This window comes from Streptomyces sp. NPDC048290, from assembly GCF_040652095.1.
Taxonomy (GTDB): domain Bacteria; phylum Actinomycetota; class Actinomycetes; order Streptomycetales; family Streptomycetaceae; genus Streptomyces.
The window spans coordinates 160,802-180,150 of the sequence record NZ_JBEZLM010000006.1 but is presented as its reverse complement, the minus strand read 5'-3'; the positions used below and the strand labels follow the sequence as shown (position 1 = coordinate 180,150).

The 19,349-nt window shown below is 71.7% G+C and carries 21 protein-coding genes and 1 pseudogene; 11 read left to right on the top strand and 11 right to left on the bottom strand.

Annotated elements, in window-relative coordinates; all coding sequences use genetic code 11:
• Window positions 1–33: 33 nt before the first annotated feature.
• Entirely contained in the window at window positions 34–3,159 is a 3,126-nt protein-coding gene (locus AB0D49_RS12345) for a molecular chaperone Hsp90 (protein ID WP_362755090.1), read from the bottom strand.
• A 246-nt stretch (window positions 3,160–3,405) separates the two neighbouring features.
• Here AB0D49_RS12345 and gadC point away from each other — a divergent pair, with 246 nt between their 5' ends.
• Both gadC and glsA read left to right on the top strand, forming a co-directional pair.
• The gene (gene gadC / locus AB0D49_RS12340; RefSeq protein WP_362755087.1) at window positions 3,406–4,995 is read left to right on the top strand and encodes a putative glutamine/gamma-aminobutyrate antiporter GadC; all 1,590 of its coding nucleotides are present in this window, start codon (window positions 3,406–3,408) and stop codon (window positions 4,993–4,995) included.
• Entirely contained in the window at window positions 4,992–5,945 is a 954-nt protein-coding gene (glsA, locus tag AB0D49_RS12335; RefSeq protein WP_362755084.1) for a glutaminase A, read from the top strand. Before gadC ends, glsA begins: the two co-directional genes overlap by 4 nt.
• Here the strand turns inward: glsA and AB0D49_RS12330 are convergent.
• The 5 genes from AB0D49_RS12330 to AB0D49_RS12310 are packed head-to-tail and all read right to left on the bottom strand — an operon-like array spanning window position 5,923 to window position 7,782.
• Window positions 5,923–6,177: a DUF397 domain-containing protein gene (locus AB0D49_RS12330; RefSeq protein WP_362755081.1), complete on the bottom strand. Its 255-nt coding sequence runs from the start codon at window positions 6,175–6,177 to the stop codon at window positions 5,923–5,925. The two genes, glsA and AB0D49_RS12330, sit on opposite strands and share 23 nt — an antisense overlap.
• A gap of 18 nt (window positions 6,178–6,195) precedes the next feature.
• Entirely contained in the window at window positions 6,196–6,447 is a 252-nt protein-coding gene (locus AB0D49_RS12325) for a DUF397 domain-containing protein (protein ID WP_362755078.1), read from the bottom strand.
• Entirely contained in the window at window positions 6,444–6,698 is a 255-nt protein-coding gene (locus AB0D49_RS12320; RefSeq protein WP_362755075.1) for a DUF397 domain-containing protein, read from the bottom strand. The genes AB0D49_RS12325 and AB0D49_RS12320 overlap by 4 nt, the downstream gene beginning before the upstream one ends.
• Before the next feature lie 20 nt (window positions 6,699–6,718).
• On the bottom strand, window positions 6,719–6,928 hold the full coding sequence (locus AB0D49_RS12315) for a DUF397 domain-containing protein (protein WP_362755072.1): 210 nt from the start codon (window positions 6,926–6,928) through the stop codon (window positions 6,719–6,721).
• On the bottom strand, window positions 6,925–7,782 hold the full coding sequence (locus tag AB0D49_RS12310; protein WP_362755069.1) for a helix-turn-helix transcriptional regulator: 858 nt from the start codon (window positions 7,780–7,782) through the stop codon (window positions 6,925–6,927). The genes AB0D49_RS12315 and AB0D49_RS12310 overlap by 4 nt, the downstream gene beginning before the upstream one ends.
• Window positions 7,783–7,958: 176 nt before the next feature.
• Between AB0D49_RS12310 and AB0D49_RS12305 the strand changes: the two genes are divergently transcribed.
• The 4 genes and pseudogenes from AB0D49_RS12305 to AB0D49_RS12290 all read left to right on the top strand — a co-directional run.
• Window positions 7,959–8,435 carry an ATP-binding protein gene (locus AB0D49_RS12305; RefSeq protein ID WP_362755066.1) on the top strand — a complete coding sequence of 159 codons (477 nt, stop codon included), beginning with the start codon at window positions 7,959–7,961 and terminating at the stop codon, window positions 8,433–8,435.
• Window positions 8,436–8,587: 152 nt separating this feature from the next.
• The gene (locus AB0D49_RS12300) at window positions 8,588–9,436 is read left to right on the top strand and encodes a helix-turn-helix domain-containing protein (protein ID WP_362755063.1); all 849 of its coding nucleotides are present in this window, start codon (window positions 8,588–8,590) and stop codon (window positions 9,434–9,436) included.
• A gap of 50 nt (window positions 9,437–9,486) precedes the next feature.
• Window positions 9,487–10,080: a Uma2 family endonuclease gene (locus AB0D49_RS12295; protein ID WP_362755060.1), complete on the top strand. Its 594-nt coding sequence runs from the start codon at window positions 9,487–9,489 to the stop codon at window positions 10,078–10,080.
• A pseudogene (locus AB0D49_RS12290) lies at window positions 10,038–10,277 on the top strand (hypothetical protein); the annotation flags it as partial. The gene AB0D49_RS12295 and the pseudogene AB0D49_RS12290, both read left to right, overlap by 43 nt.
• Window positions 10,278–10,408: 131 nt before the next feature.
• Here AB0D49_RS12290 and AB0D49_RS12285 read toward each other — a convergent pair.
• The gene (locus tag AB0D49_RS12285; protein ID WP_362755057.1) at window positions 10,409–11,293 is read right to left on the bottom strand and encodes a peptidase S1; all 885 of its coding nucleotides are present in this window, start codon (window positions 11,291–11,293) and stop codon (window positions 10,409–10,411) included.
• Window positions 11,294–11,647: 354 nt separating this feature from the next.
• Window positions 11,648–12,568 (bottom strand): DUF3027 domain-containing protein, encoded by a 921-nt coding sequence (locus tag AB0D49_RS12280; protein WP_362755054.1) that lies wholly within the window; start codon window positions 12,566–12,568, stop codon window positions 11,648–11,650.
• A gap of 533 nt (window positions 12,569–13,101) precedes the next feature.
• Between AB0D49_RS12280 and AB0D49_RS12275 the strand changes: the two genes are divergently transcribed.
• From AB0D49_RS12275 to AB0D49_RS12260, 4 genes are all read left to right on the top strand, one after another.
• Window positions 13,102–14,490, top strand: a complete 1,389-nt coding sequence (locus AB0D49_RS12275) for an MFS transporter (RefSeq protein ID WP_362755051.1) — start codon at window positions 13,102–13,104, stop codon at window positions 14,488–14,490.
• A 90-nt stretch (window positions 14,491–14,580) separates the two neighbouring features.
• Window positions 14,581–15,051 (top strand): DUF2771 domain-containing protein, encoded by a 471-nt coding sequence (locus tag AB0D49_RS12270; protein WP_362755048.1) that lies wholly within the window; start codon window positions 14,581–14,583, stop codon window positions 15,049–15,051.
• 31 nt (window positions 15,052–15,082) lie between these two features.
• Complete coding sequence (locus AB0D49_RS12265; RefSeq protein WP_362755045.1) at window positions 15,083–15,826, top strand: futalosine hydrolase; 744 nt, start codon at window positions 15,083–15,085, stop codon at window positions 15,824–15,826.
• The gene (locus AB0D49_RS12260) at window positions 15,807–16,664 is read left to right on the top strand and encodes a 1,4-dihydroxy-6-naphthoate synthase (RefSeq protein ID WP_362755041.1); all 858 of its coding nucleotides are present in this window, start codon (window positions 15,807–15,809) and stop codon (window positions 16,662–16,664) included. The genes AB0D49_RS12265 and AB0D49_RS12260 overlap by 20 nt, the downstream gene beginning before the upstream one ends.
• A 21-nt stretch (window positions 16,665–16,685) precedes the next feature.
• Here AB0D49_RS12260 and AB0D49_RS12255 read toward each other — a convergent pair whose 3' ends face one another.
• A complete protein-coding gene (locus tag AB0D49_RS12255) occupies window positions 16,686–17,069 on the bottom strand; it encodes a cold-shock protein (RefSeq protein WP_351145089.1) in 384 nt (127 codons plus the stop codon).
• Window positions 17,070–17,243: 174 nt separating this feature from the next.
• On the opposite strand from AB0D49_RS12255, the gene AB0D49_RS12250 reads away from it, so the two are divergent.
• Window positions 17,244–17,537 (top strand): hypothetical protein, encoded by a 294-nt coding sequence (locus AB0D49_RS12250; RefSeq protein ID WP_362755036.1) that lies wholly within the window; start codon window positions 17,244–17,246, stop codon window positions 17,535–17,537.
• Here the strand turns inward: AB0D49_RS12250 and AB0D49_RS12245 are convergent.
• Complete coding sequence (locus AB0D49_RS12245) at window positions 17,471–18,163, bottom strand: haloacid dehalogenase-like hydrolase (RefSeq protein ID WP_362755033.1); 693 nt, start codon at window positions 18,161–18,163, stop codon at window positions 17,471–17,473. The genes AB0D49_RS12250 and AB0D49_RS12245 overlap by 67 nt on opposite strands.
• Window positions 18,164–18,213: 50 nt before the next feature.
• Window positions 18,214–19,242, bottom strand: coding sequence for a hypothetical protein (locus tag AB0D49_RS12240; RefSeq protein WP_362755030.1), 1,029 nt, complete (start codon window positions 19,240–19,242; stop codon window positions 18,214–18,216).
• Window positions 19,243–19,349: the final 107 nt, after the last annotated feature.

Sequence of the window (19,349 nt, the reverse complement as noted above, 5' to 3'; positions counted from 1 at the left end):
TACTCCGGTGGGGCCGACCCCCTCACCCCACCCTCAGTCAAACCACCGATCCCGCCCCAGCTCCCCCGTCCTAGACGGGTCCTCCAGCAGCGCCGCCACCTCGAAGCGACGCGGCCACTGGCCTGCCGCCCAGGCGAGGCCCGCGGCGACGCCCTCCAGGGTGGCGGCGTGCAGGACGCCGTCCGTGGTGAGGCGCCAGTCGAGGTCGATGCCGTCGACGAGGAGTTCCTCGTGTTCGACGTAGGTGGGGAGGGCACGCGGGCCCAGCAGGAGGCGTACGGAGTCGGGGACGGCGTGTTCCGTGCCCTGCGAGTCCACCACCCCCGTCACCGACTCGCTCAGCCGCCGTACCTGGAAGAGGTCCGCGAGTTCCGCGGCGCGGGCCGGGCGGACCGGGAGGAGGGGGGTGCCGTCGGTGAAGGGGAGGAGGTCGGGGGAGTCGACGACCACCGCGTCCGAGGCGTCGACCACCACGACCTCGCCGTCCCGTACGGCGCGCAGGTCGTCGGGGAGGGTGACCTGCTCGGGGTCGAGGTCGGCCAGTGCCCCGTACAGGGCGTGGAGCTGGGCGGCGGTGACCTCGCGGTCGGGGTCGGGGTCGGCCAGGCGGTCCAGGAGTTCCGCGGCGCCGCCCGGTTCGTCCAGGAGGGCGGCGACGGAGGTGCGGACGCCCAGCGCGCGCAGGACCTGTTCGTCGTCGAAGCCGGTGGCGTCGGCCTCGTCGTAGAGGCCGCGCAGGAGGGGGTCGCCGCCCGCGGCGAGGAGGCCCGCGGGGCGGCGGCCGTCGAGGACGGGGTTGCCGCGCAGCCACCACGCCGTGTACGGGCGGACGATCTCGTGCGTGCCGTCGGGGAGCAGGACGCGGACCGGCTGGGTGAGGGCGTCGCGCAGCGGCGGACGGGCGAGGAGGGCGAGGGCCTCGGGCCACTTGTCCTCGTCCACCAGGTCCAGGTCGCGTACGGCGATCAGCTCGGTGGCGACGGGCGGGACCGGGGAGTCGGGGAAGCGGTCGAGGATGTCCTCGCTCCAGACGTCGACGGCGTCGAGGAGTCCGGGGTCGTCGGGCTCGGCGTAGTCGCCCTCGCGGGGTTCGAGTTCGTCGGGGTCGAGGACCACGTCCGTGGCGCGGACCAGGGCGAAGGTGGCGAGGACACCGCAGGCGGCGAGCGGCTGCTCGCCCCACTTCTCGGCCAGCTCGGCGTCCACGTAGGCGAGTTCGTCCGCGCGCATGACGGCGGCGAAGGGGCTGCCGGGGAGGACGAGTTCGCCCGCGGGGGCGGGTTCGCCGTCCTCGTCGGGGAGGGCGAGGGCGCCGAGCCAGGGTTCGTCGCCGGGTTCGAGGTCGGCGGCGCGGACCAGGGCGAGGACGGTGTCGGCGAGTTCCTCGGCGTCCGGGGTGTCGTCGTCCCAGGCGGCTCCCTCGTCGTCCAGGGAGGCGGCTACGGCGGCCCGGACCTGGGGGGTGGTGAGGACGGCCCTCGGGGTCGCGGGGAGCGCGCCCAGCTTCTCCAGGAGGGGGTGGGCGGCGTCCGGGTGGGCCATCTTCAGCCCGAGCCGGGCGAGGAGGGAGGGGTCGAGCCCGGCGGAGTCGGGGGTGGGGAGGAGGATCTGGCGGGGGCCGATCGTCGTGCGGCCGTCGGCGAGCGGCACCGGCAGCCCGGACAGCCGGTCCGGGTCCACGCCCGCCAGGCTGTCGTACAGCCGTCGCCACCACTCCGGGGTCTTCTCCAGCCCCGCCAGCCGGTCCACGGCGTCGGTGAGGGGGACGCGGGCCACGCCCAGGGTGCGCAGCTCGGCGCGGCGTTCCAGCCCGGCGGGCAGCAGGGTCGGCAGCACCTCCGCCAGCACCCGTACCGTGTCCGCCCCGGCGCCCTCCACGATCTCGGCGTCCCGGGGGCGCAGGGACTCCGGGGCGTCCTCGTCCGTCGGCGGGAGCGCGGGCGGCAGGAAGGAGACGCGGGGCAGCCGGTCGAGGACGGCCTCGCGCAGGGCGCCGTCCAGCGCGCCCTTGCCGAGCGGTCCGGGGACGAGGGGGATGATCCCCTCGCCGACCGGCCGCCAGTCGGCGAGCAGCCCGGCGTACGCGTCGGCGGCCTGCTGGACCAGGAAGTCGGTGAGCGGGCCGGGCGCGGTGTGGCGGCGGGTGGTGTCCTGCGGGAACGAGGCGATCAGCAGCGCGGGCAGCCCGAGGGGCTCGTCGCTGGGCGTGGGCGCGTGCAGGACGGGGCTGGTGCGCGGGGTGGCGGGGGCGCCCTCGTCGTCCACGGGGACGGCCCAGGTGATCGACCAGTGGGGCCGCAGCCGCTCTTCCACGGGGCGGTCGGCGAGGAGTTCGGGGGCGAGGGGGCCGTGGGCGGTCGCGGTCCGCCAGCGGGTGACTCCGGCGCGGGAGTCGTCGACGACGGTGAGATCGCCGACCCCGGTCCCGTCCGTGCCGCGCCGCAGGGTCCGCTCCCATCCGTCCCCCTCCACCACGACCTCCGCCAGCCCCGGCAGGGCGAGCAGCAGAGCGTCGTCCACGGCGTCGAGGAGCCGCTCGGCGAGATCGGCGGCGGCGGTGTCCCGCAGCGGCAGGATGACGGCGGTGTCGTACGGGTCGGGCGCGGTGCCCTCGGCGGCGAAGGGGAGCCGCAGCAGGGGGACATGGCCGTCGCGGCGGCGGATCTCGTCCCCGAGGCCGGGGCTGTGCCGGGCGGTGTCGGCGGCCAGCTCGCGCGCCTCGGCGAGGGACCAGCGGACGCCGCCGTGCCGTCCGACGACGGCGGGTTCGTCGGTGACGGCGACGACGGCGGCGAAGCCGACGCCGAACCGGCCGACGGACTCGGTGTCCCGTTTGGCGGAGGCGCGCAGGGTGGCGAGGGACTCGACCCCGGCGGCGTCCAGCGGGGCGCCGGTGTTGGCGGCGACCAGGACCCCGTCACGGAGGGTGAGCCGGAGCCGTCCCGGGACCCCGGCGCGGGCGGCGGCGTCGGCGGCGTTCTGCGCCAGCTCGACGACCAGGCGGTCGCGGTAGCCGCCGAGGACGAGATCCTCCTCGGCGTTGGCGTCCTCCCGGAACCGGGCGGGGCTGGTGGCCCACGCGTCGAGCACTCCTCGTCGCAGCCGGGCGGTCCCGAACGGGTCGGCCCCCTCGGCGGCCGGCCGCACGAACTTGCTCACGTTCACTCTCCTCATCGGCGTGAGGACGAAGGTACCGCTCACGGGAGGGCCCGGGTCACGCTCCCCGGACGGCGGGCGGACGGCATACGGGGCCCCACGCGTTCGGGTGACCGGAATTGCGGGGGGATGGTCCGCGCCCGAGCATGAAGCTGCCTCACGTCATGGCATATGCCCAGAAATGCCCGGTAACAGGCCCACGAGGACCGGCCCGCCAGGGACCGGCACGCCCACGAGAGGGAGCGGCCGATGTCGACGGACCAGCCAAGCGGGCCGGACCAGCCGAACGGCACGGACCGGCCGAGCGGCCGTAAAGCGTCCGTCGGCGACAAGAAGCTGACCATCGCCGCCCTGGTCATCATGAACATGGTCGCGGTGATCAGCCTGCGCGGTCTCCCGGCGGAGGCCGAGTACGGGCTCAGTTCGATCTTCTACTACGTCTTCGCGGCCGTCTTCTTCCTGGTCCCGGTGTCGCTGGTGGCGGCGGAGCTGGCGACCGGCTGGCCGGAGAAGGGCGGGGTGTTCCGCTGGGTGGGTGAGGCGTTCGGCTCGCGGCTGGCGTTCCTGGCGATGGCGATGCTGTTCATCGAGGTGACGATCTGGTTCCCGACCGCCCTGACGTTCGGCGCGGTGGCGCTCGCCTACACCGGCCCGGACAAGGGGCTGGACGCGCAGATCTCCGGGAAGCGGTTCTTCGTGCTGGGGGTGGTCCTGGTCGTGTACTGGATCGCGACCTTCCTGGCGTTCCGGGGAGTGCGGTCGTTCGCGAAGGTCGCGAAGTGGGGCGGGATCATCGGGACGATCGTCCCGGCGGGCATCCTGATCGTCCTCGGCTTCGCGTATGTCATCGCCGGGAACACCCCGAAGATCGACACCCGCTGGGGCGAACTGGTGCCGGACTTCAACAACTTCAGCAATGTGGTCCTGGCGGCCAGCATCTTCCTGTTCTACGCGGGCATGGAGATGAACGCGATCCATGTGAAGGAGGTGAAGAACGCCTCCCGCAACTACCCGATCGCCATCGGCATCGCCGCGCTCGGCACGGTGGCCATTTTCGTCCTCGGCACGCTCGCCATCGCGTTCGTGGTCCCCCACGCGGACATCAATCTCACCCAGAGCCTGCTGACGGCGTACGACGACATGTTCGACTGGGCGGGCATCGGCTGGGCGGCGCCGATCGTGGCGGTGGCGCTCGCGGTGGGCGTGCTGGCCGGGATCGTGACGTGGGTCGGCGGCCCGTCGTCCGGTCTCCTGGTGGTGGCGAAGGCGGGCTATCTGCCCCGCTTCTTCCAGGCGACCAACAAGAACGGCATGGCCACGCACATCATGTACATCCAGGCGGGGATGGTGACGTTCCTGTCGACGCTGTTCGTGGTCCTGCCGTCGGTGCAGGCCGCGTACCAGATCCTGAGCCAACTGACGGTGATCCTCTACCTGATCATGTACTTGCTGATGTTCGCGTCGGCGATCCATCTGCGCTACAGCCAGCCGAACCGGCCCCGGCCGTACCGGATCCCGGGCGGCGCGGTGGGCATGTGGATCGTCGCCGGGGCGGGTTTCATCGGCGCGCTGATCGCGTTCGTGCTGAGCTTCATCCCCCCGAGCCAGATCTCGATCGGCAGTTCCGGGGTGTACGTGGGGCTGCTGATGGGCCTGACGGTCCTCTTCGTCGCCCTCCCCCTGTGGGTGTACGCGGTACGCAAACCGCACTGGCGGGACCCCGACACCGAGTTCGCCCCGTTCACCTGGCAGACGGAGGGCCATCACCCGGGTCTGCCGAGCACGTCCCGGGCGACGACCGGTGAGCTGCTGGCCGAGTCCCCGGAGTCGGGCACGTGACGCCGCCGGACGGGACCCGCATCCAGCGCGCCCTGGACACCGCGCACGCCGCGCACGCCGCCGACTGGGGCGGCAAGAACGCGGACTACATCCCGTACCTGGCCTCCGTGGACCCGGGTCTCTTCGGCCTGGCGGTGGCGACGGCGGACGGCGAGCTGTACGAGACCGGGGACAGCGGGTACGCGTTCGCGCTGGAGTCGATCTCGAAGGTGTTCACGCTGGCCCTCGCCATGGAGGACGTCGGCCCGGCGGCGATCCGCAAGAAGGTGGGCGCGGACCCGACGGGTCTGCCGTTCAGCTCGGTGATGGCGCTGGAACTCCACGGCAACAAGCCGCTGTCACCGCTGGTGAACGCGGGGGCGATCGCGACGACGAGCCTGGTGCGGGCGTCGACGCGAGAGGAACGCTGGGCGCGCATCCTGCGGACCCAACGGGACTTCGCGGGCCGCGACATCGCCCTGAGCGACGAGGTCGACATCTCCGAGCAGCGGACCAACGCCCACAACCGCGCCATCGCGTGGCTCCTCTACAGCGCGGACACGCTCTACTCCGACCCGATGGAGGCGTGCGAGGTCTATACGCGCCAGTGTTCGACGCTGGTGACGGTGACGGACCTGGCGAGGATGGGCGCGACGCTGGCGGCGGGCGGGGTGAACCCGTTCACCGGCAAGCGGGTCGTACGGCACGGGAACGTCCCGCACATCCTGGCCGAGATGACGATGGAGGGGATGTACGACACGTCCGGCGACTGGGCGTACGTCGTCGGAATCCCGGCGAAGAGCGGTGTGGGCGGCGGGGTGATGGCGGTGTCCCCGGGCAACCTCGCCATCGCGGCGTTCTCGCCTCCGCTCGATGTGGTGGGCAACAGTGTGCGGGGCGGGAAGGCGGTGGCCCAGATCGCGATCGACCTGGGCCTGAGCCTTTACGTCACCCCTGAGAGGCGTGAGTGACGAACTCCGTCCAGGCGGCGGGGGTCAGCGCGAGGCGGGGACCGTTCACGTTCTTGGAGTCGCGAACGTGGACAGTGCCCGGGGTCGTGGCGACCTCGACACAGTCGTTCGGGTTGCTGCTGTCGCTGTAGCTGCTCTTGAACCAGTCCAGGGCAACTTCGACACAGGTGTCGCCATCAGGACCGCTGCTGTAACTGCTCTTGAACCACCTCAGCGAGGGCTCGCGGATCATGCTTCCCCCATGTCGGTCTCAGCGGGATGTGTGTCCGACGAACGCCGTCCAGGCTGCCGGGCTCAGCGCGAGGCGGGGGCCGTCGACGGTCTTGGAGTCGCGGACGTGGATGGTGGAAGGGGTGGCGGCGACCTCGATGCAGGACTCGATCTCGGCGCCGCTGCTGTAGGTGCTCTTGTGCCAGCTGAGGGCGACTTCTACGCAGTCATTGCCGTCGCCGCTGCTGCTGTGGCTGCTCTTGAACCAGAGCAGGGAGAGCTCCCGGCTCATGAGGTCGCTGTGAGCGTGAGGAACTCTGTCCAGGCCGCCGGGCCGAGGGCGAGCCGGGGACCGTCCACGTTCTTGGAATCGCGAACGTGGACAGTGCCCAGGGTCGTGGCGACCTCGACACAGTCGTTGGGGTTGTTGCTGTCGCTGTAGCTGCTCTTGAACCAGTCCAAGGCGACTTCGACGCACGAGTCGCCTTCACTGCTGCTGCTGTGGCTGCTCTTGAACCACCGCAGCGAGGGCTCGCGGATCATGCTTCCCCCAATGTCGGTTGTCAGCGGGTCGAGGTGTGGTCCACGAACGCCGTCCAGACGGCCGGGGTCAGCGCGAGACGGGGACCGTTCACGTCCTTGGAGTCGCGGACGTGGATCGTCTCCGGGGTGTTGGCGACCTCGACGCAGTCGTTGGGGTTGCTGGTGTCGCTGTAGCTGCTCTTGAACCACGCCAGATCAGAGGTGCCCTCGGCGGTTGCCTTGCGGTTCATGTCTCTCCCAGCAGTTGCTCGATGAAGGCCAGTGACTCCCGAGCGGTCAGAGCCTCGGCTCGGATGATGCCATAGCGCAGTTCGAGGATTCGGAGCTGCCGTGGATCTTGGACCGGACGACCGTTGAACTCGTCGTCCAGGCGGCCGACGGCCGTGCCGTCCGCGAACTTCAGCACCTGAATCCTTCCGCCCGTTCCCGGGTGGTCCCAGCGCTCCATCGGCATCACCTGAAGCTCGACGTTTCGCAACTGGGCCACTCCCAACAGGTGTTCGAGTTGCGCTCGATGCACCATCTTGCCTCCGACCGGTCGCCGGAGCGTCGTCTCTTCCAGGACGAAACTCAGCTCCGGTGCCGGTGAGCGACTGAATATGGCCTTCCTGGCCATGCGGCCAGCCAGAGCCCGGTCGAGCTTTCCGTTCGGCGGCGAGGGCCTACGAGTCATCAGCAGAGCCCGCGCGTACTCTTCGGTCTGAACCAGCCCGTGCATGGCGTGGCTGCCGTACGACATCAACTCGACGGCTCGCGACTCCAGCGCCGCCAAGTCCCGTACCTGCTTGGGGTACCGGACCTTGGCCACGTCCTCCTTCATCGCGGAGATGAGGCCCTCCGCCCCGAGCGCTCCGTCGGCCTTGTCCAGGTACTCGGGCCGGGGAATCCGCGTCCCCGCCTCCACCTTGTAGACCATGTCCTCGCCATAGCCGATCGCCATGCCGAAGTCGGGGGCCTTCATTCCGGCCGCCTCGCGCCGCAGCCGTAACTGCCGTCCCACTGTGGCCACAACGGCCAACGCCCACTCATCGTCCGGGTCGACTTCCCATCCCGGCTCGTCCGCCTCGTCCGGTTCCACCGACATCAGCTCCTCCTTACACGCCCGGACAGCCCTGGACAACGGCGGACAGTCACCGTACGCACATCCACCGTCACTGTTCACGGTACGCACGTCCCGCCACGCTGGGTGATGTGAACAACGAAACCACCGGCCAGGAAATTGACCTGGTTCCCCCCTTCCTCAGCTTCACGATCCGGCTGATGCCCACCCCCCGAGGGGCCCGATCCGCGCGGCGGATCACCGAAGAGCGGCTCAGTGAGTGGGGGCTTCCCCTCGACCCCGCCCGTCAGATCGTCGCCGAACTCGCCGCCAACGCCGCCACCCACGGGCGCATCTCCGGGCGCTGCTTCCGGCTGACCCTGTACGTCGTCAAGGACACGCTCCGGATGGAGGTGACGGACACGCAGGGCCACCTCATGCCCCACCTCGCCCCGCCCGAGGACGACTCCGAGTCCGGCCGGGGACTGCTCATCGTGGAGGCGCTCGCCGACCGCTGGGGCGCCTCCGTCGGGGCCCGGCCCCGCAAGACCGTCTGGGCGGAACTGAAGGTGGACCTACCGGAACCCGGTTCCCCGTGCTTCGGCTGCACCGGCGACTACCTACTTAAAGCAACGAGGGAAAAGGACCCGACCAAGCCCCACCCCTCCTCCCGTCCGCAAGAGCCACGTCACCCGTAAGGGTGAATTTCCTCAACTTCACTGGACTCACGCGCAGTTCTTTGATCTACGCTCGGCGGCACGCAACCGCGTACACACATACGTCGGCCCCCGCCGGGACTGCCATCCCATATGGCGAGGGCCTGACCACTTAGGAAGTCGAGCCTTCCGCTATGGATGAAAACGACACTAGCGTGCCGCCCCCCGCCGAGTCTCGTACGGCGGCGGAAAAGAACCCTCCCCGGCATGGCTTGAATCATGACAACGCCCGCCACACCACCCATTTCACGGTGATCGGCAACCACCTTGCCCAACACAAGGAGTTGTCGCTGCTGGCGATCGGTCTCGCCTGCCACATCCAGTCGCTGCCGCAGGGCGCCCGCGTCGACATCAAGTCCCTCACCGCCCGCTTCCCGGAGGGCGCCGCCCGGATCGCCGGAGCGCTGCGCGAACTGGAGCAGCACGGCTATCTGCACCGGACCCGCTTACGGACGCCCAGCGGCCAGATCGTCACCCGGACGACCTCCTGCAACCGGCCGGGCCACCACCGCGACGAACCCCGCGCCGCACAGCCCTCGCCGCCGCCCCCGGCGCGTCGACGTGAGCCGCGCAAGCGCCAGCTCCCGCCCGTCCCGCAGCCGTCCTGCACCGCCCCCGAGCTGCTGCGCATCGCGACGGACCTGCTGACTGGCCTGCGCCGGACAGACTCCCGGCTCCTCCTCTCCGCACCGGACACGGAACACCTCGCCCCGGGCGTCGCCGCCTGGCTGGAACGAGACGTCAGCGAGACCGCCGTACGCCGGGCCCTGGTCTCCGGACTGCCCGCCGAGCCCTTGCACCGCCCGGCCTCGCTGCTCGCCCACCGCCTCACCGAGGGCCTCCCGCCCCCTCCCCCCTTCAGGGCCCCACCAGCACTCCCCAGCCCCCGTCCACCCCTGATCAACTGCGACGGCTGCGACCTGGCGTTCCGGGGAGAGGGGCGGTGCCGGAAATGCCGGGCCGCTGAGAGAGCGTCTGCCTAGCATGAAGGGGACGACCCTTGCCTCTGGGCACAGACGAGGAGCGAGCGCCGATGACCATCGCACCGGACAACGCACAGGACAGCGCCTCCAGCCGGTATCGGGCCATGCGGAGCTTCGTGCAGTCGACGGACGACTCGCTCCCCGGCAAGTTCGAAGTGACCAAGGAAGGAATCGTCCACGACATGATGGCGCCCGTTGGTCCGCATGAGCTGACCGCAGTGCACCTGCGTCGGCGTCTTGAGAAGACGATGCCGGAGGAGATCGTGGCCCACACCGGCGAACCCGACGTCGAGAACGAACCCGAAGGCATCATGCGCCGTCCCGACCTGATGGTGATCGCCTTGCAGGACATGGAGGTCCCGGGTTCGTTCGACCCCCGTACCCTCTTCGCCGCCGTGGAGATCGTCTCCCGCTCCAACCCCGACAACGACTGGGTGGCCAAGATGCGGGACTACCCGCTCATGGGCATCCCGGTCTACGCCGTCTTCGACCCCCGCACCGGCACCGGCGCCGTCCTCACCGACATCCACCCCACCCCGGACGGCCCCCGCTACGCCACCCGCAAGGACTTCGTGTACGGAGAGGACGTCACGATCGGCGAATGGACCATCGCCACGGACGGCCTGCCGCGCTACGCGGAGTGAGCGTGATCCCCCGGCCGGAGCCGACGCCCGACGCGCTGCGGGCGGCCCTGGCCGTGGTCGCCCCCGAGCGGCTGGGCGAGATGCGGGCGACGAAGGACGAGGCGTTCGCCCAGGCCGTCGCGTGGCAGTCGCTGAGCCCCCTCTCGGCGTGGATGCTGATCTGGGCCCGGGACATCGAGATCGCCCGCCGCCCCGACCGGACGTACGCGCATGATCCCGGTACCGTCGTCCGCCCTGAACAGCGGTGCCCAGGGCGGCCGGACCGGTGTTGGTGGTGCCGGTGTCCGAGCCGTCCTGGGCGGGTTTCTCAGCGGAGACCGCGGTGGGGTCAGGACAGGGCGAGTTCCGTGACGTTGCCCGCCTCGTGGACCCACTCCGCGCTCAGCCCGCCCTCCTTCACGTAGGCGTTGCCGTCGCCCTTCACGATGCCGATGCGGCTGCCGGACAGGGCGATCTGGATGGTGTGGTCGTTCTCCACGACCCACTCCGCGCTCAGCCCGCCCTCCTTCACCAGGGCCTCGCCGTTGTCCTTCAGGACGCCGATGCGGTCACCGGACAGTTCGAGCTGGATCACGCTGTGGTACTCCACGACCCACTCCGCGCTCAGCCCGCCCTCCTTCACCAGCGCGTCGCCGTTGCCCTTGAAGACGCCGATCCGCTTCCCGGCGAGGTCGATGTCGATGACGTTGTCCATCTCCACGACCCAGCTCGCGCTCAGCCCGCCCTCCTTCACCAGGGCCTCGCCGTTGCCGCGTACGACGCCGATGCGGTCACCGGAGAGTTCGAGTTCCTTGACGTGGTCGTTGACCACGACCCAGTTGGCGCTGAGCCCGCCCTCCTTCACCAGCGCGTCGCCGTTGTCCTTCAGCACGCCGATCCGGTTGCCGGACAGCGCGAGCTGCTTGACGTGGTCGTACTCCAGGACCCATTCCGCGCTGAGGCCGCCCTCCTTCACGTACGCGTCGCCGTTGCCCTTCAGCACGCCGATCCGGTCCCCGGACAGCACGATCTGCTTGATGTCCTCCGACTCCAGCACCCAGTCGGCGCTGAGCCCGCCCGCCTTCACGAACGCCTGGCCGTCCGCCTTCAGCACGCCGATCCGATCGCCACCGTCACCGGAGACCGTGGCGGCGGCGGGGCTGGGGGTCAGCAGGGCGAGGGAGAGCAGCGCGGGCAGGCTGAGGAGCGCGGGGAGCTTCTTGCTGGTGGTCATGCGGGTCTCCTGCGGACGAAAGTCAAGGGCACGGTCGGGGCGACCGGGCCGCGCAGAAGTGGACCACCGGGGTGCGAGACCCCTCCATCCCCGCCTGGGGTGAACCGCCGTGTTGACGGCGAAGGGCGTGCGGGCGCTGCGTCCACGCAGGTGAGGGGCGTACAGATCCACCCTTGGGGGCCGCGTTGGGGTGCAGGGGTGGTGAGGAAGAGCGCGGGGGGTGGGGGTGTGCGCGGGGCGTGGGATCGGGGGGTGAGGGGAGTGAGGGGAGTGCCGGAGGGGGTGCCGTTCCGCCCCGACTCGGACCGGTGACGGTGGGTGAGTCGGGGTCGAGCGGTCGGGCGGGCGGGGTGGTTACGAGTGGCCCAGTTCCGCCGTGGCCTCGTCCGTGGCCTCGTCGGGGGTCTCCGCGTCCGGGTGGAGCGGGAAGTCGTCCACCTTCGTCTCGTCGATGACCGGGGGCGGCGGCTGGGGCGGGGTCGGCATGACCGCCGCCTCCGAGTGGCCTCCGCAGCCGTAGGTGAGGGAGACGAGTCGGCCGTCCGCCGGGGAGAACTCATTGCCGCACACGCCGAACGCCTGGCCCAGCGAGCCGCCGATCGGGACGAGGAAACCGCAGCTCACACACGGGGCGGGCGCGGCCTGCGCCATCGGGGTCTTCGCGCCGAACGCCTCTTCCCAGCGGTCCGCCGCCACATGCAGTCCGTAGCGGGACAGGACGCGGGCGCGGCCCAGGCCCAGTTCCTGCGCGACCGCCGCGAGGGAACCCCGGGCGGGGGCGAACGGGAGGTCGGCCGGGGGACCGTCCGTGACCTCGGCGTCCTCCGCCTCGACCAGTTCCGCCATGTCCTCGGAGACGGCGGAGTTCGGCGGGGGCGCGTCCTCGCCGGTGTAGCCGGGCTCCAGACGGAGGTCGTCGGCGTCGGTGGGGAGGAGGTCGCCGGGGCCCATGTCCCCCGGGCGCAGACGCTCGCTCCACGGCACCCATTCGGGGGCCAGGATGGCGTCCGGGCCGGGCAGCAGGACGACCTCGTCGAGGGTGACGACCTTCGCGCGGGAGGCACGGGCCACGGTCACGGCCCAGCGCCAGCCGCGATAGCCCAGTTCCTTGCACTCGAAGAGATGCGTGACGACCCGGTCGCCGTCGGAGGTCAGCCCGGTGTGCTCTCCGACGACCCCCGGCGCGGCGGCCTCCTCGGCGGCGGCGCGGGCGAGATCGACGGCCTCGGCGCACAGACGGTCGGGGGTACGGCTTCGCGTTGTCGCTGCGCTCACAGGTATCGCTTCTCTCCTACGCCGTCGCTACCGGGTGCGGCTTGCCTCCGGCGGTTGGGGGGACGGAGCGGAACGGAAGACCGCGTCGACGTCCACGCCTGTCGCGCTCGGGCGCACCTACGTCACCCATTCTGCCTGTTCCCCGTCCGGGGGCCTACACCGACGCCCATTCGTGACGAAGCGGCGGGGTTTTACTCGGCGTGTTGCGGGTCCGGCCACCCACGCCGGACCCACGCCGCACCCGCCCGCCCACGCCGGGCACACCCCCCACCCACCGATCGTCGCCGGGTCACGGGCGGGTGGGTGGGAAAAGGGGCTGCCACGCCGGTGGGTCGGCTCACGCCGGGGACGGGACACGCCGTGGGGACGCCCGCTCGTCGCCGGGTCGCGGGCGGGTGGGTGGGACAAGGGGCTGCCACGCCGGTGGGTCGGCTCACGCCGGGGACGGGACACGCCGTGGGGGCGACCGATCGTCGCCGGGTCACGGGCGGGTGGGTGGGAAACGCGTGAGCCCAGCCCCATCTCGGGGCACTATGAACGGCGTGGCAGCCGCAGGCAGACGCGAGCGGGAACGCAGGGCACGCACCGCCCTACGGACGCTCGGCCACGCCCTGCGTACCCCCTTCTCCCGCACAGCCCACGGCATCCGCAAGGCCACCAACGCCAACGGCGCCGGCGAATCCGGCCTCGGCAAACTCATCGAGCTGCACGCGGTGAACGGCGCCGGTGACGTCATGATCACCATCGCCCTCGCCTCCACCGTCTTCTTCTCCGTGCCGACCGACGAGGCCCGGGGCCGCGTCGCCCTCTACCTCGCCATCACCATGGCCCCGTTCGCCCTCCTCGCCCCCGTCATCGGCCCGCTCCTGGACCGCGTCCCGCACGGCCGCCGGCTGGCGATGGCCTGCGCGATGCTGGCCCGCGCCCTGCTCGCCCTCGTCCTGTCGACCGCGGTGATCACCGGCGGCATCGAGCTGTACCCGGCCGCGCTCGGCGTCCTGGTGGCGTCCAAGGCGTACGGCGTCGTCCGCAGCGCCGTCGTCCCCCGGCTGCTGCCGCCGAAGTTCTCGCTGGTCAAGGCGAACTCCCGGGTGACCCTCGGCGGGCTGCTGGCCACCGGCGTGGCCGCGCCGATCGGCGCCGGGCTCCAGTTCATCGGGCCGCGCTGGCCGCTGTACGGCGCCTTCGTGATCTTCATCGCCGGGATGCTGCTCTCCTTCTCGCTGCCTCCGAAGGTGGATTCGGCGAAGGGCGAGGACACCGCGCTGCTGGCGGCCGACGCCGATCATCTGCACGGCCCGCACCGCAAACCGATACGGCGGCCGGGTCTGCGGACCGTGGGCATCGCCGTCACCCACGCGCTCGGCGCGAACGCCGCCCTGCGCTGTCTCTCCGGTTTCCTGATCTTCTTCCTGGCGTTCCTGCTGCGCGAGCACCCGCTGACCGGGCAGAGCGCGGCGGTCTCGCTGGGCACGGTGGCCGTCGCGGCGGGCGCGGGCAACGCGTGCGGTACGGCGGTGGGCGCGTGGCGGCGCTCCCGCGCGCCGGAGCTGATCATCGTGACCGTGGTGGCGTTCGTGCTGGGCGTGGCGATCGTCGCGGCGGTGTTCTTCGGGGCGTTCCTGGTGGCGTGTCTGGCGGCGGCGGCCGGGTTCGCGCAGGCGCTGGCGAAGCTGTCGCTGGACGCGCTGATCCAGCGGGACGTACCGGAACAGGTGCGGACGTCGGCGTTCGCCCGTTCGGAGACGCTGCTCCAGATGGCGTGGGTGGTGGGCGGGGCGATCGGTATCGCGCTGCCGCTGAACGGCCCGTTCGGGCTGTCCGTGGCCGCCGTGATCATCGCCGCCGGGTGGCTGAGCACCGTACGCGGGCTGCTGGGCTCGGCGCGGCGCGGCGGACGCGCCCGCCCCGAAGTGGCGTGACCACCCGGCACCCACCCGCCCCCGGTTACCGCCCACATGGCCGCGACCCCGCATGACGGCCGTGCCGCGTGCGCCCGATAACCTTCGGCCATGACCACGATGCAATCCCGTGTGCGCCGCCGCGGCGTCGCCGCCGCCGGCGCCGTCTCCGCCGGACTGCTCGTTCTGTCCGCCTGTGAGAAGCCGACGCCGATGGCGACGATCACGGTCGGTACGAACTCCGTCAGCTCCGAGGCGACCTGCTACAACGACGGCAAGGCGCTGTCGGCCGCCGAGCTGACCGCGTGCCTGCGGGACACGGACATCAAGACGATCTCGGCGGACCCGGACGAGGTCGTCCGCTTCGGTGTCGACCCGGAGATCGCGAAGAAGGGCTGGACGATCCTGATGAACGGCCAGCAGCTCACGGAGTCCTACGACAAGACGTACCGGACCATCCCGGCCAATGTCTTCTTCAACGCCCAGTACGGGGCGACCGGCAACACCACCACGGTGTCCATCAAGGAGGGCGAGACCGAGAGCTTCGGGCTGTGGTCCTTCAAGCTGAAGAAGGAAGGCTGAGCACGGTCCCGGCCCGTCCGGAAGTGCGCTGATGCGTGTCCTCGTCGCCACCGCCGTCCCCGCCGAACGGGACGCGGTGGCGCACGCCTTCCCCGGCTCCGGCGCCCACGGCCCGGACACGGGCACGGAAATCCCCGTCCCCGGCCTCCGCGCCCCCCTTCTGCGTACCCCCGCCGGGCCCGAGCTGCTCGCCGCCGGTGTCGGGCCCGCGCTCGCCGCCGCCTCCACCGCCACCGCGCTGACCGCCGCCGCCCTCGCGGGCCGTCCCTACGGCCTGGTGGTCAGTGCCGGGATCGCCGGTGGTTTCGCCCCGCGCGCCCCGCTGGGCTCGCTCGTCGTGGCCGACGCGATCACCGCCGCCGATCTGGGCGCGGAGACCGCGGACGGCTTCGTGCCGGTCACCGCCCTCGGCTTCGGGACCGTCACCCACCGTCCGCCCGCCGCCCTGGTCACCGCCGTGGCACTGGCGACCGGCGCGCTCCCGGGGACCGTGCTCACCGTGTCGACCGTCACCGGCACCGCGTCCCGGGCCGCCGACCTGCGCGACGCGCACCCGGACGCGCTGGCCGAGGCGATGGAGGGGTTCGGGGTGGCCGAGGCCGCCGCCGCGCACGGTGTGCCGGTGCTGGAGCTGCGGGCCGTGTCCAACGCGGTCGGGCCGCGCGACCGGGCCGCGTGGCGCGTTCCCGACGCCCTGGCGGCGCTGACGGAGGGGTTCGGGAAGCTCGTACCCGCCTTGGAGAGTTGGAAGCGATATGACGACGACGCCCGGTGACCCGCTGCGGATCGCCTACTCCCCCTGTCCCAACGACACCTTCGTCTTCGACGCCCTGGCCCATGGCCGGGTCCCCGGTGCCCCCGCCCTCGAGGTGACGTTCGCGGACATCGACCTCACCAACGGCATGGCCGAGCGCGGCGAGCTGGATGTGCTGAAGGTGTCGTACGCGGTGCTGCCGTACGTGCTGGACCGGTACGCGCTGCTGCCGTGCGGCGGGGCGCTGGGGCGCGGCTGCGGTCCGCTGGTGCTGGCCAGGGAGGCGGGCGTCGATCTCGCGGGTGCCACGGTCGCCGTGCCGAGCGAGCGGTCGACGGCGTATCTGCTGTTCCGGCTGTGGGCGGCGGACACTCTGCCGGACGGGTTCGGGAAGATCGTGGTGCTGCCGTTCCACGAGATCATGCCCGCGGTGCGGGACGGCCGGGTGGACGCCGGTCTGGTGATCCACGAGGCCCGCTTCACGTACCGGGACTACGGGCTGCACAAGCTCGCCGACATGGGCGAGCACTGGGAGAGCACCACCGGGCTGCCGATCCCGCTGGGCGCGATCATCGCGCGGCGGTCGCTGGGTACGGAGCGGCTGGTGGGGATCGCGGACGCGATCCGCGCCTCGGTGCGGGCGGCGTGGGACGACCCGGAGGCGTCCCGGCCCTATGTGCGGGCACATGCCCAGGAAATGGACCCGTCGGTGGCGGATCAGCACATCGGCTTGTACGTCAACGAATTCACCGCCGACCTCGGTACGGACGGCTATGCGGCGGTCCGCGGACTCCTCACACGCGCGGCGGCCGAGGGGCTGCTTCCGCCCCTCGGCCCTAACGCGCTGGATTTCCCCTGAGGTCCGGGTTCTTCCGGGTTCCTATACGTCGAGTTGGTCGGCGACCGCGCGCAGCAGTCCGGCGACCTGCTTGCCGGCCGTCTTGTCGGGGTAGCGGCCGCGTTCCAGGGTCTGGGTGACGTTCTCCAGGAGGGTCGTCAGATCCTGGACGATCGAGGCCAGCTCGTCGGGCTTTTTGCGCTGGGCGGCGGCGACCGACGGGGTCGGGTCCAGCAGCACCACCGAAAGGGCCTGGTCACCGCGCTGTCCGGCGACCACTCCGAACTCCACGCGCTGTCCCGGCTTGAGTGTCTCGACTCCGGCGGGGAGAACCGAGGAATGGACGAAGACGTCACCGCCGTCGTCGCGGGAGAGAAAGCCGAAGCCCTTCTCGCTGTTGAACCACTTGACCTTGCCGGTAGGCACGTCTGTCCTCGTCCTCGTACTCGTCGGAAAACTGCTTCGGAAACGGCTCTTGACAGCACTGGGGCGGGTCGACCGTGACCCGCCGCTACCAAGCGCTACCAAGGCTAATGGTCTTGGGGCGGGTGACAAGACGTCGCCCGGTTGTTCCTTTGCGCTGGGAACTACCCTGGTCGGGTGCGTGACAAAACCCAAACGAATTCCGCCGCGCCCGGTGACCGCCTGATCCGGGCCGGTGGCGTGGTGTTCCTGGTCGGCACGGTGGCCACCGTCGTCACCGTGACCCCGCTGTTTCTCGGTTCGACGCCTTTTCCGACCTACATGTTCCTGCTGAGCATGTTGATGGGCGTCGGTTTTCTGATCGCGGGGGTGGGGTTGATGCGGTCGGTGGCGGCGGGGCGGCGTCAGGCGCGGGCCGCGTCCGCATCCGCATCAGCGGCCTCGGCTTCGTCGGCGGCGGCTTCCAGGTAGTCCGCGAGCCAGCCGGGGAACGCGGTCAGGTCCGCGAGGACGACGTCCGCCCCGGCCGCCCGCAGTTCGTCGGCGCCGCAGGGCCCGGTCGGCACGGTGACGGACAGCGCGTGCGCGGCGCGGGCGCCCCGGACGTCCCCGACGTGGTCGCCGACATAGACGGTGGCGCCGTGCTCGCGCAGGGCCGCCGCCTTCGCCTCCGCCCACCGGTCGCCGACCACCGCGTCCGGCTCGATGCCCAGGTGGGTCAGGTGGAGGCGGGCGTTGGGCTCGTACTTGGCGGTGACGACGACCGCCCGTCCACCGGCCGCCCGGACCGCCGCCACCGCCTGGTGCGCGCCGGGCATGGCCGGGGTCGCGGCGATGGCGATGGACGGGTACATCGAGCGGTACAGGTCGGCGGTCTCGGCGACCCGCTCGGCCGGGAACCAGTGGATCAGCTCCTCCTCCAGCGGGGGGCCCAGCCGGGTGATCGCCAGATCGGCGTCGATGTAGGTCCCCGTCCGTTCGGCCAGCGCCCGGTAGCAGGCGTGGATGCCGGGCCGGGAGTCGATGAGCGTCATGTCGAGGTCGAACCCGACGGTGGGCGCGGGGACCGGCGTGGGGGCGGCGGCGGAGTCAGTCATGGGTCCATCATGGGTCCCTTGTGGCGGTCGGCGGGTGACGGCCCCCGGCGCTACCGGTCGCGCTGGGAGCGCCAGACCAGGAACGCCGCCGACGCGACGGCCGCGCCCCGCAGGACCCACGGCCAGGTCTCGCCGAGGGCGTCCCGCATATGGCCCTCGGTGAGGGGGTCGCCCCAGCGGCCGTCGGCGCGGCCCCAGAGCCAGACCACCCCGGCGGTGACGGCGAGACCGGGCAGCCACACCACCGCCCATTTCGTCTCGGCCGGGGTCAGCCGTCGTGAGGCCCAGGCGATGAGCCAGCCGAGGGCGAGGGGGAGCAGGTTGCCGAGGACCGCGCCCGCGACCAGCAGGGCGGCGGCGATCAGCAGCAGCGGGTTCTGCCAGGAGCGGCCCTCGGGCAGGCGGGGCAGCCGGGGCAGGAAACGGCGGGTCCGGCCCTCCTCGGCGTCCTCCGGTTCCTCGGGCTCCGGTGTGTCTTCCTCGTCGTCGTCCGCCGGTCCGGGCTTCTTCGCCTTCGGGTCGTCGTCCCCCCGCGGTGGCGGCTTGAGGAGTTCGGGGATCTCCACGCCGCCGATGAAGCCGGGGACCTCGTCGCCGGGGCCGAAGGGGCTGCTGTCGGTGCGCCACCAGTCGGGCTGGGTGGCGGGGTCGCCCAGTTCATGGGCGGGGGCCACATGCGGCGCGGACGGTCCGGGGGCCGGGTCGAACGGCGGGCCCGGGTCGGGTCCGTCCGCCGGGTCCGCGGTGCGGGGCCTCGGGATCATCCGGCGCAGCCGTCCGGTGCGGGCGGGGGGCGTGCCGTCCTCGCGCTGGACGGGGACGCCGGGGCTCGGCGTGTCGGGGACGACCGGGTCGCCGCCCGCCTTGGTGACGATCTCGTCGGGGGTGCCGAGCCGGGTGAGGATGCGGCGTACGGCGGCGGGGCTGTCGACGGGGACCTTGGCGCGGCGCCGGTCGATCTCGTCGCGCAACTGGTTGACCAGCCGCATCCGGGCCGCCGAGGGCAGCTGCCGCTGCTGCGCCACATCGCCGACACGGCTCAGATACTCGTAGACGACCTGGTCGCTCTCGATCCCCACGGGACGACGGTAGCGCAGGGGTGTGCGGGCATATGGGGCCGCACCGGCCGGGGTTCGGCCTTTCCGGGCGGGGCGGGGTCAGGAGGGGGCGTGGACACAGGGCGGGC

Coding starts and splice junctions, on each gene's coding strand:
- gadC (WP_362755087.1), top strand. CDS start 3,406: ATGTCGACGGACCAGCCAAGCGGGCCGGACCAGCCGAACGGCACGGAC.
- AB0D49_RS12330 (WP_362755081.1), bottom strand. CDS start 6,177: ATGATCCGCGAGCCCTCGCTGAGGTGGTTCAAGAGCAGTTACAGCAGC.
- AB0D49_RS12325 (WP_362755078.1), bottom strand. CDS start 6,447: ATGAGCCGGGAGCTCTCCCTGCTCTGGTTCAAGAGCAGCCACAGCAGC.
- AB0D49_RS12320 (WP_362755075.1), bottom strand. CDS start 6,698: ATGATCCGCGAGCCCTCGCTGCGGTGGTTCAAGAGCAGCCACAGCAGC.
- AB0D49_RS12315 (WP_362755072.1), bottom strand. CDS start 6,928: ATGAACCGCAAGGCAACCGCCGAGGGCACCTCTGATCTGGCGTGGTTC.
- AB0D49_RS12310 (WP_362755069.1), bottom strand. CDS start 7,782: ATGTCGGTGGAACCGGACGAGGCGGACGAGCCGGGATGGGAAGTCGAC.
- AB0D49_RS12305 (WP_362755066.1), top strand. CDS start 7,959: ATGCCCACCCCCCGAGGGGCCCGATCCGCGCGGCGGATCACCGAAGAG.
- AB0D49_RS12300 (WP_362755063.1), top strand. CDS start 8,588: ATGGATGAAAACGACACTAGCGTGCCGCCCCCCGCCGAGTCTCGTACG.
- AB0D49_RS12295 (WP_362755060.1), top strand. CDS start 9,487: ATGACCATCGCACCGGACAACGCACAGGACAGCGCCTCCAGCCGGTAT.
- AB0D49_RS12285 (WP_362755057.1), bottom strand. CDS start 11,293: ATGACCACCAGCAAGAAGCTCCCCGCGCTCCTCAGCCTGCCCGCGCTG.
- AB0D49_RS12275 (WP_362755051.1), top strand. CDS start 13,102: ATGAACGGCGTGGCAGCCGCAGGCAGACGCGAGCGGGAACGCAGGGCA.
- AB0D49_RS12270 (WP_362755048.1), top strand. CDS start 14,581: ATGACCACGATGCAATCCCGTGTGCGCCGCCGCGGCGTCGCCGCCGCC.
- AB0D49_RS12265 (WP_362755045.1), top strand. CDS start 15,083: ATGCGTGTCCTCGTCGCCACCGCCGTCCCCGCCGAACGGGACGCGGTG.
- AB0D49_RS12260 (WP_362755041.1), top strand. CDS start 15,807: ATGACGACGACGCCCGGTGACCCGCTGCGGATCGCCTACTCCCCCTGT.
- AB0D49_RS12245 (WP_362755033.1), bottom strand. CDS start 18,163: ATGACTGACTCCGCCGCCGCCCCCACGCCGGTCCCCGCGCCCACCGTC.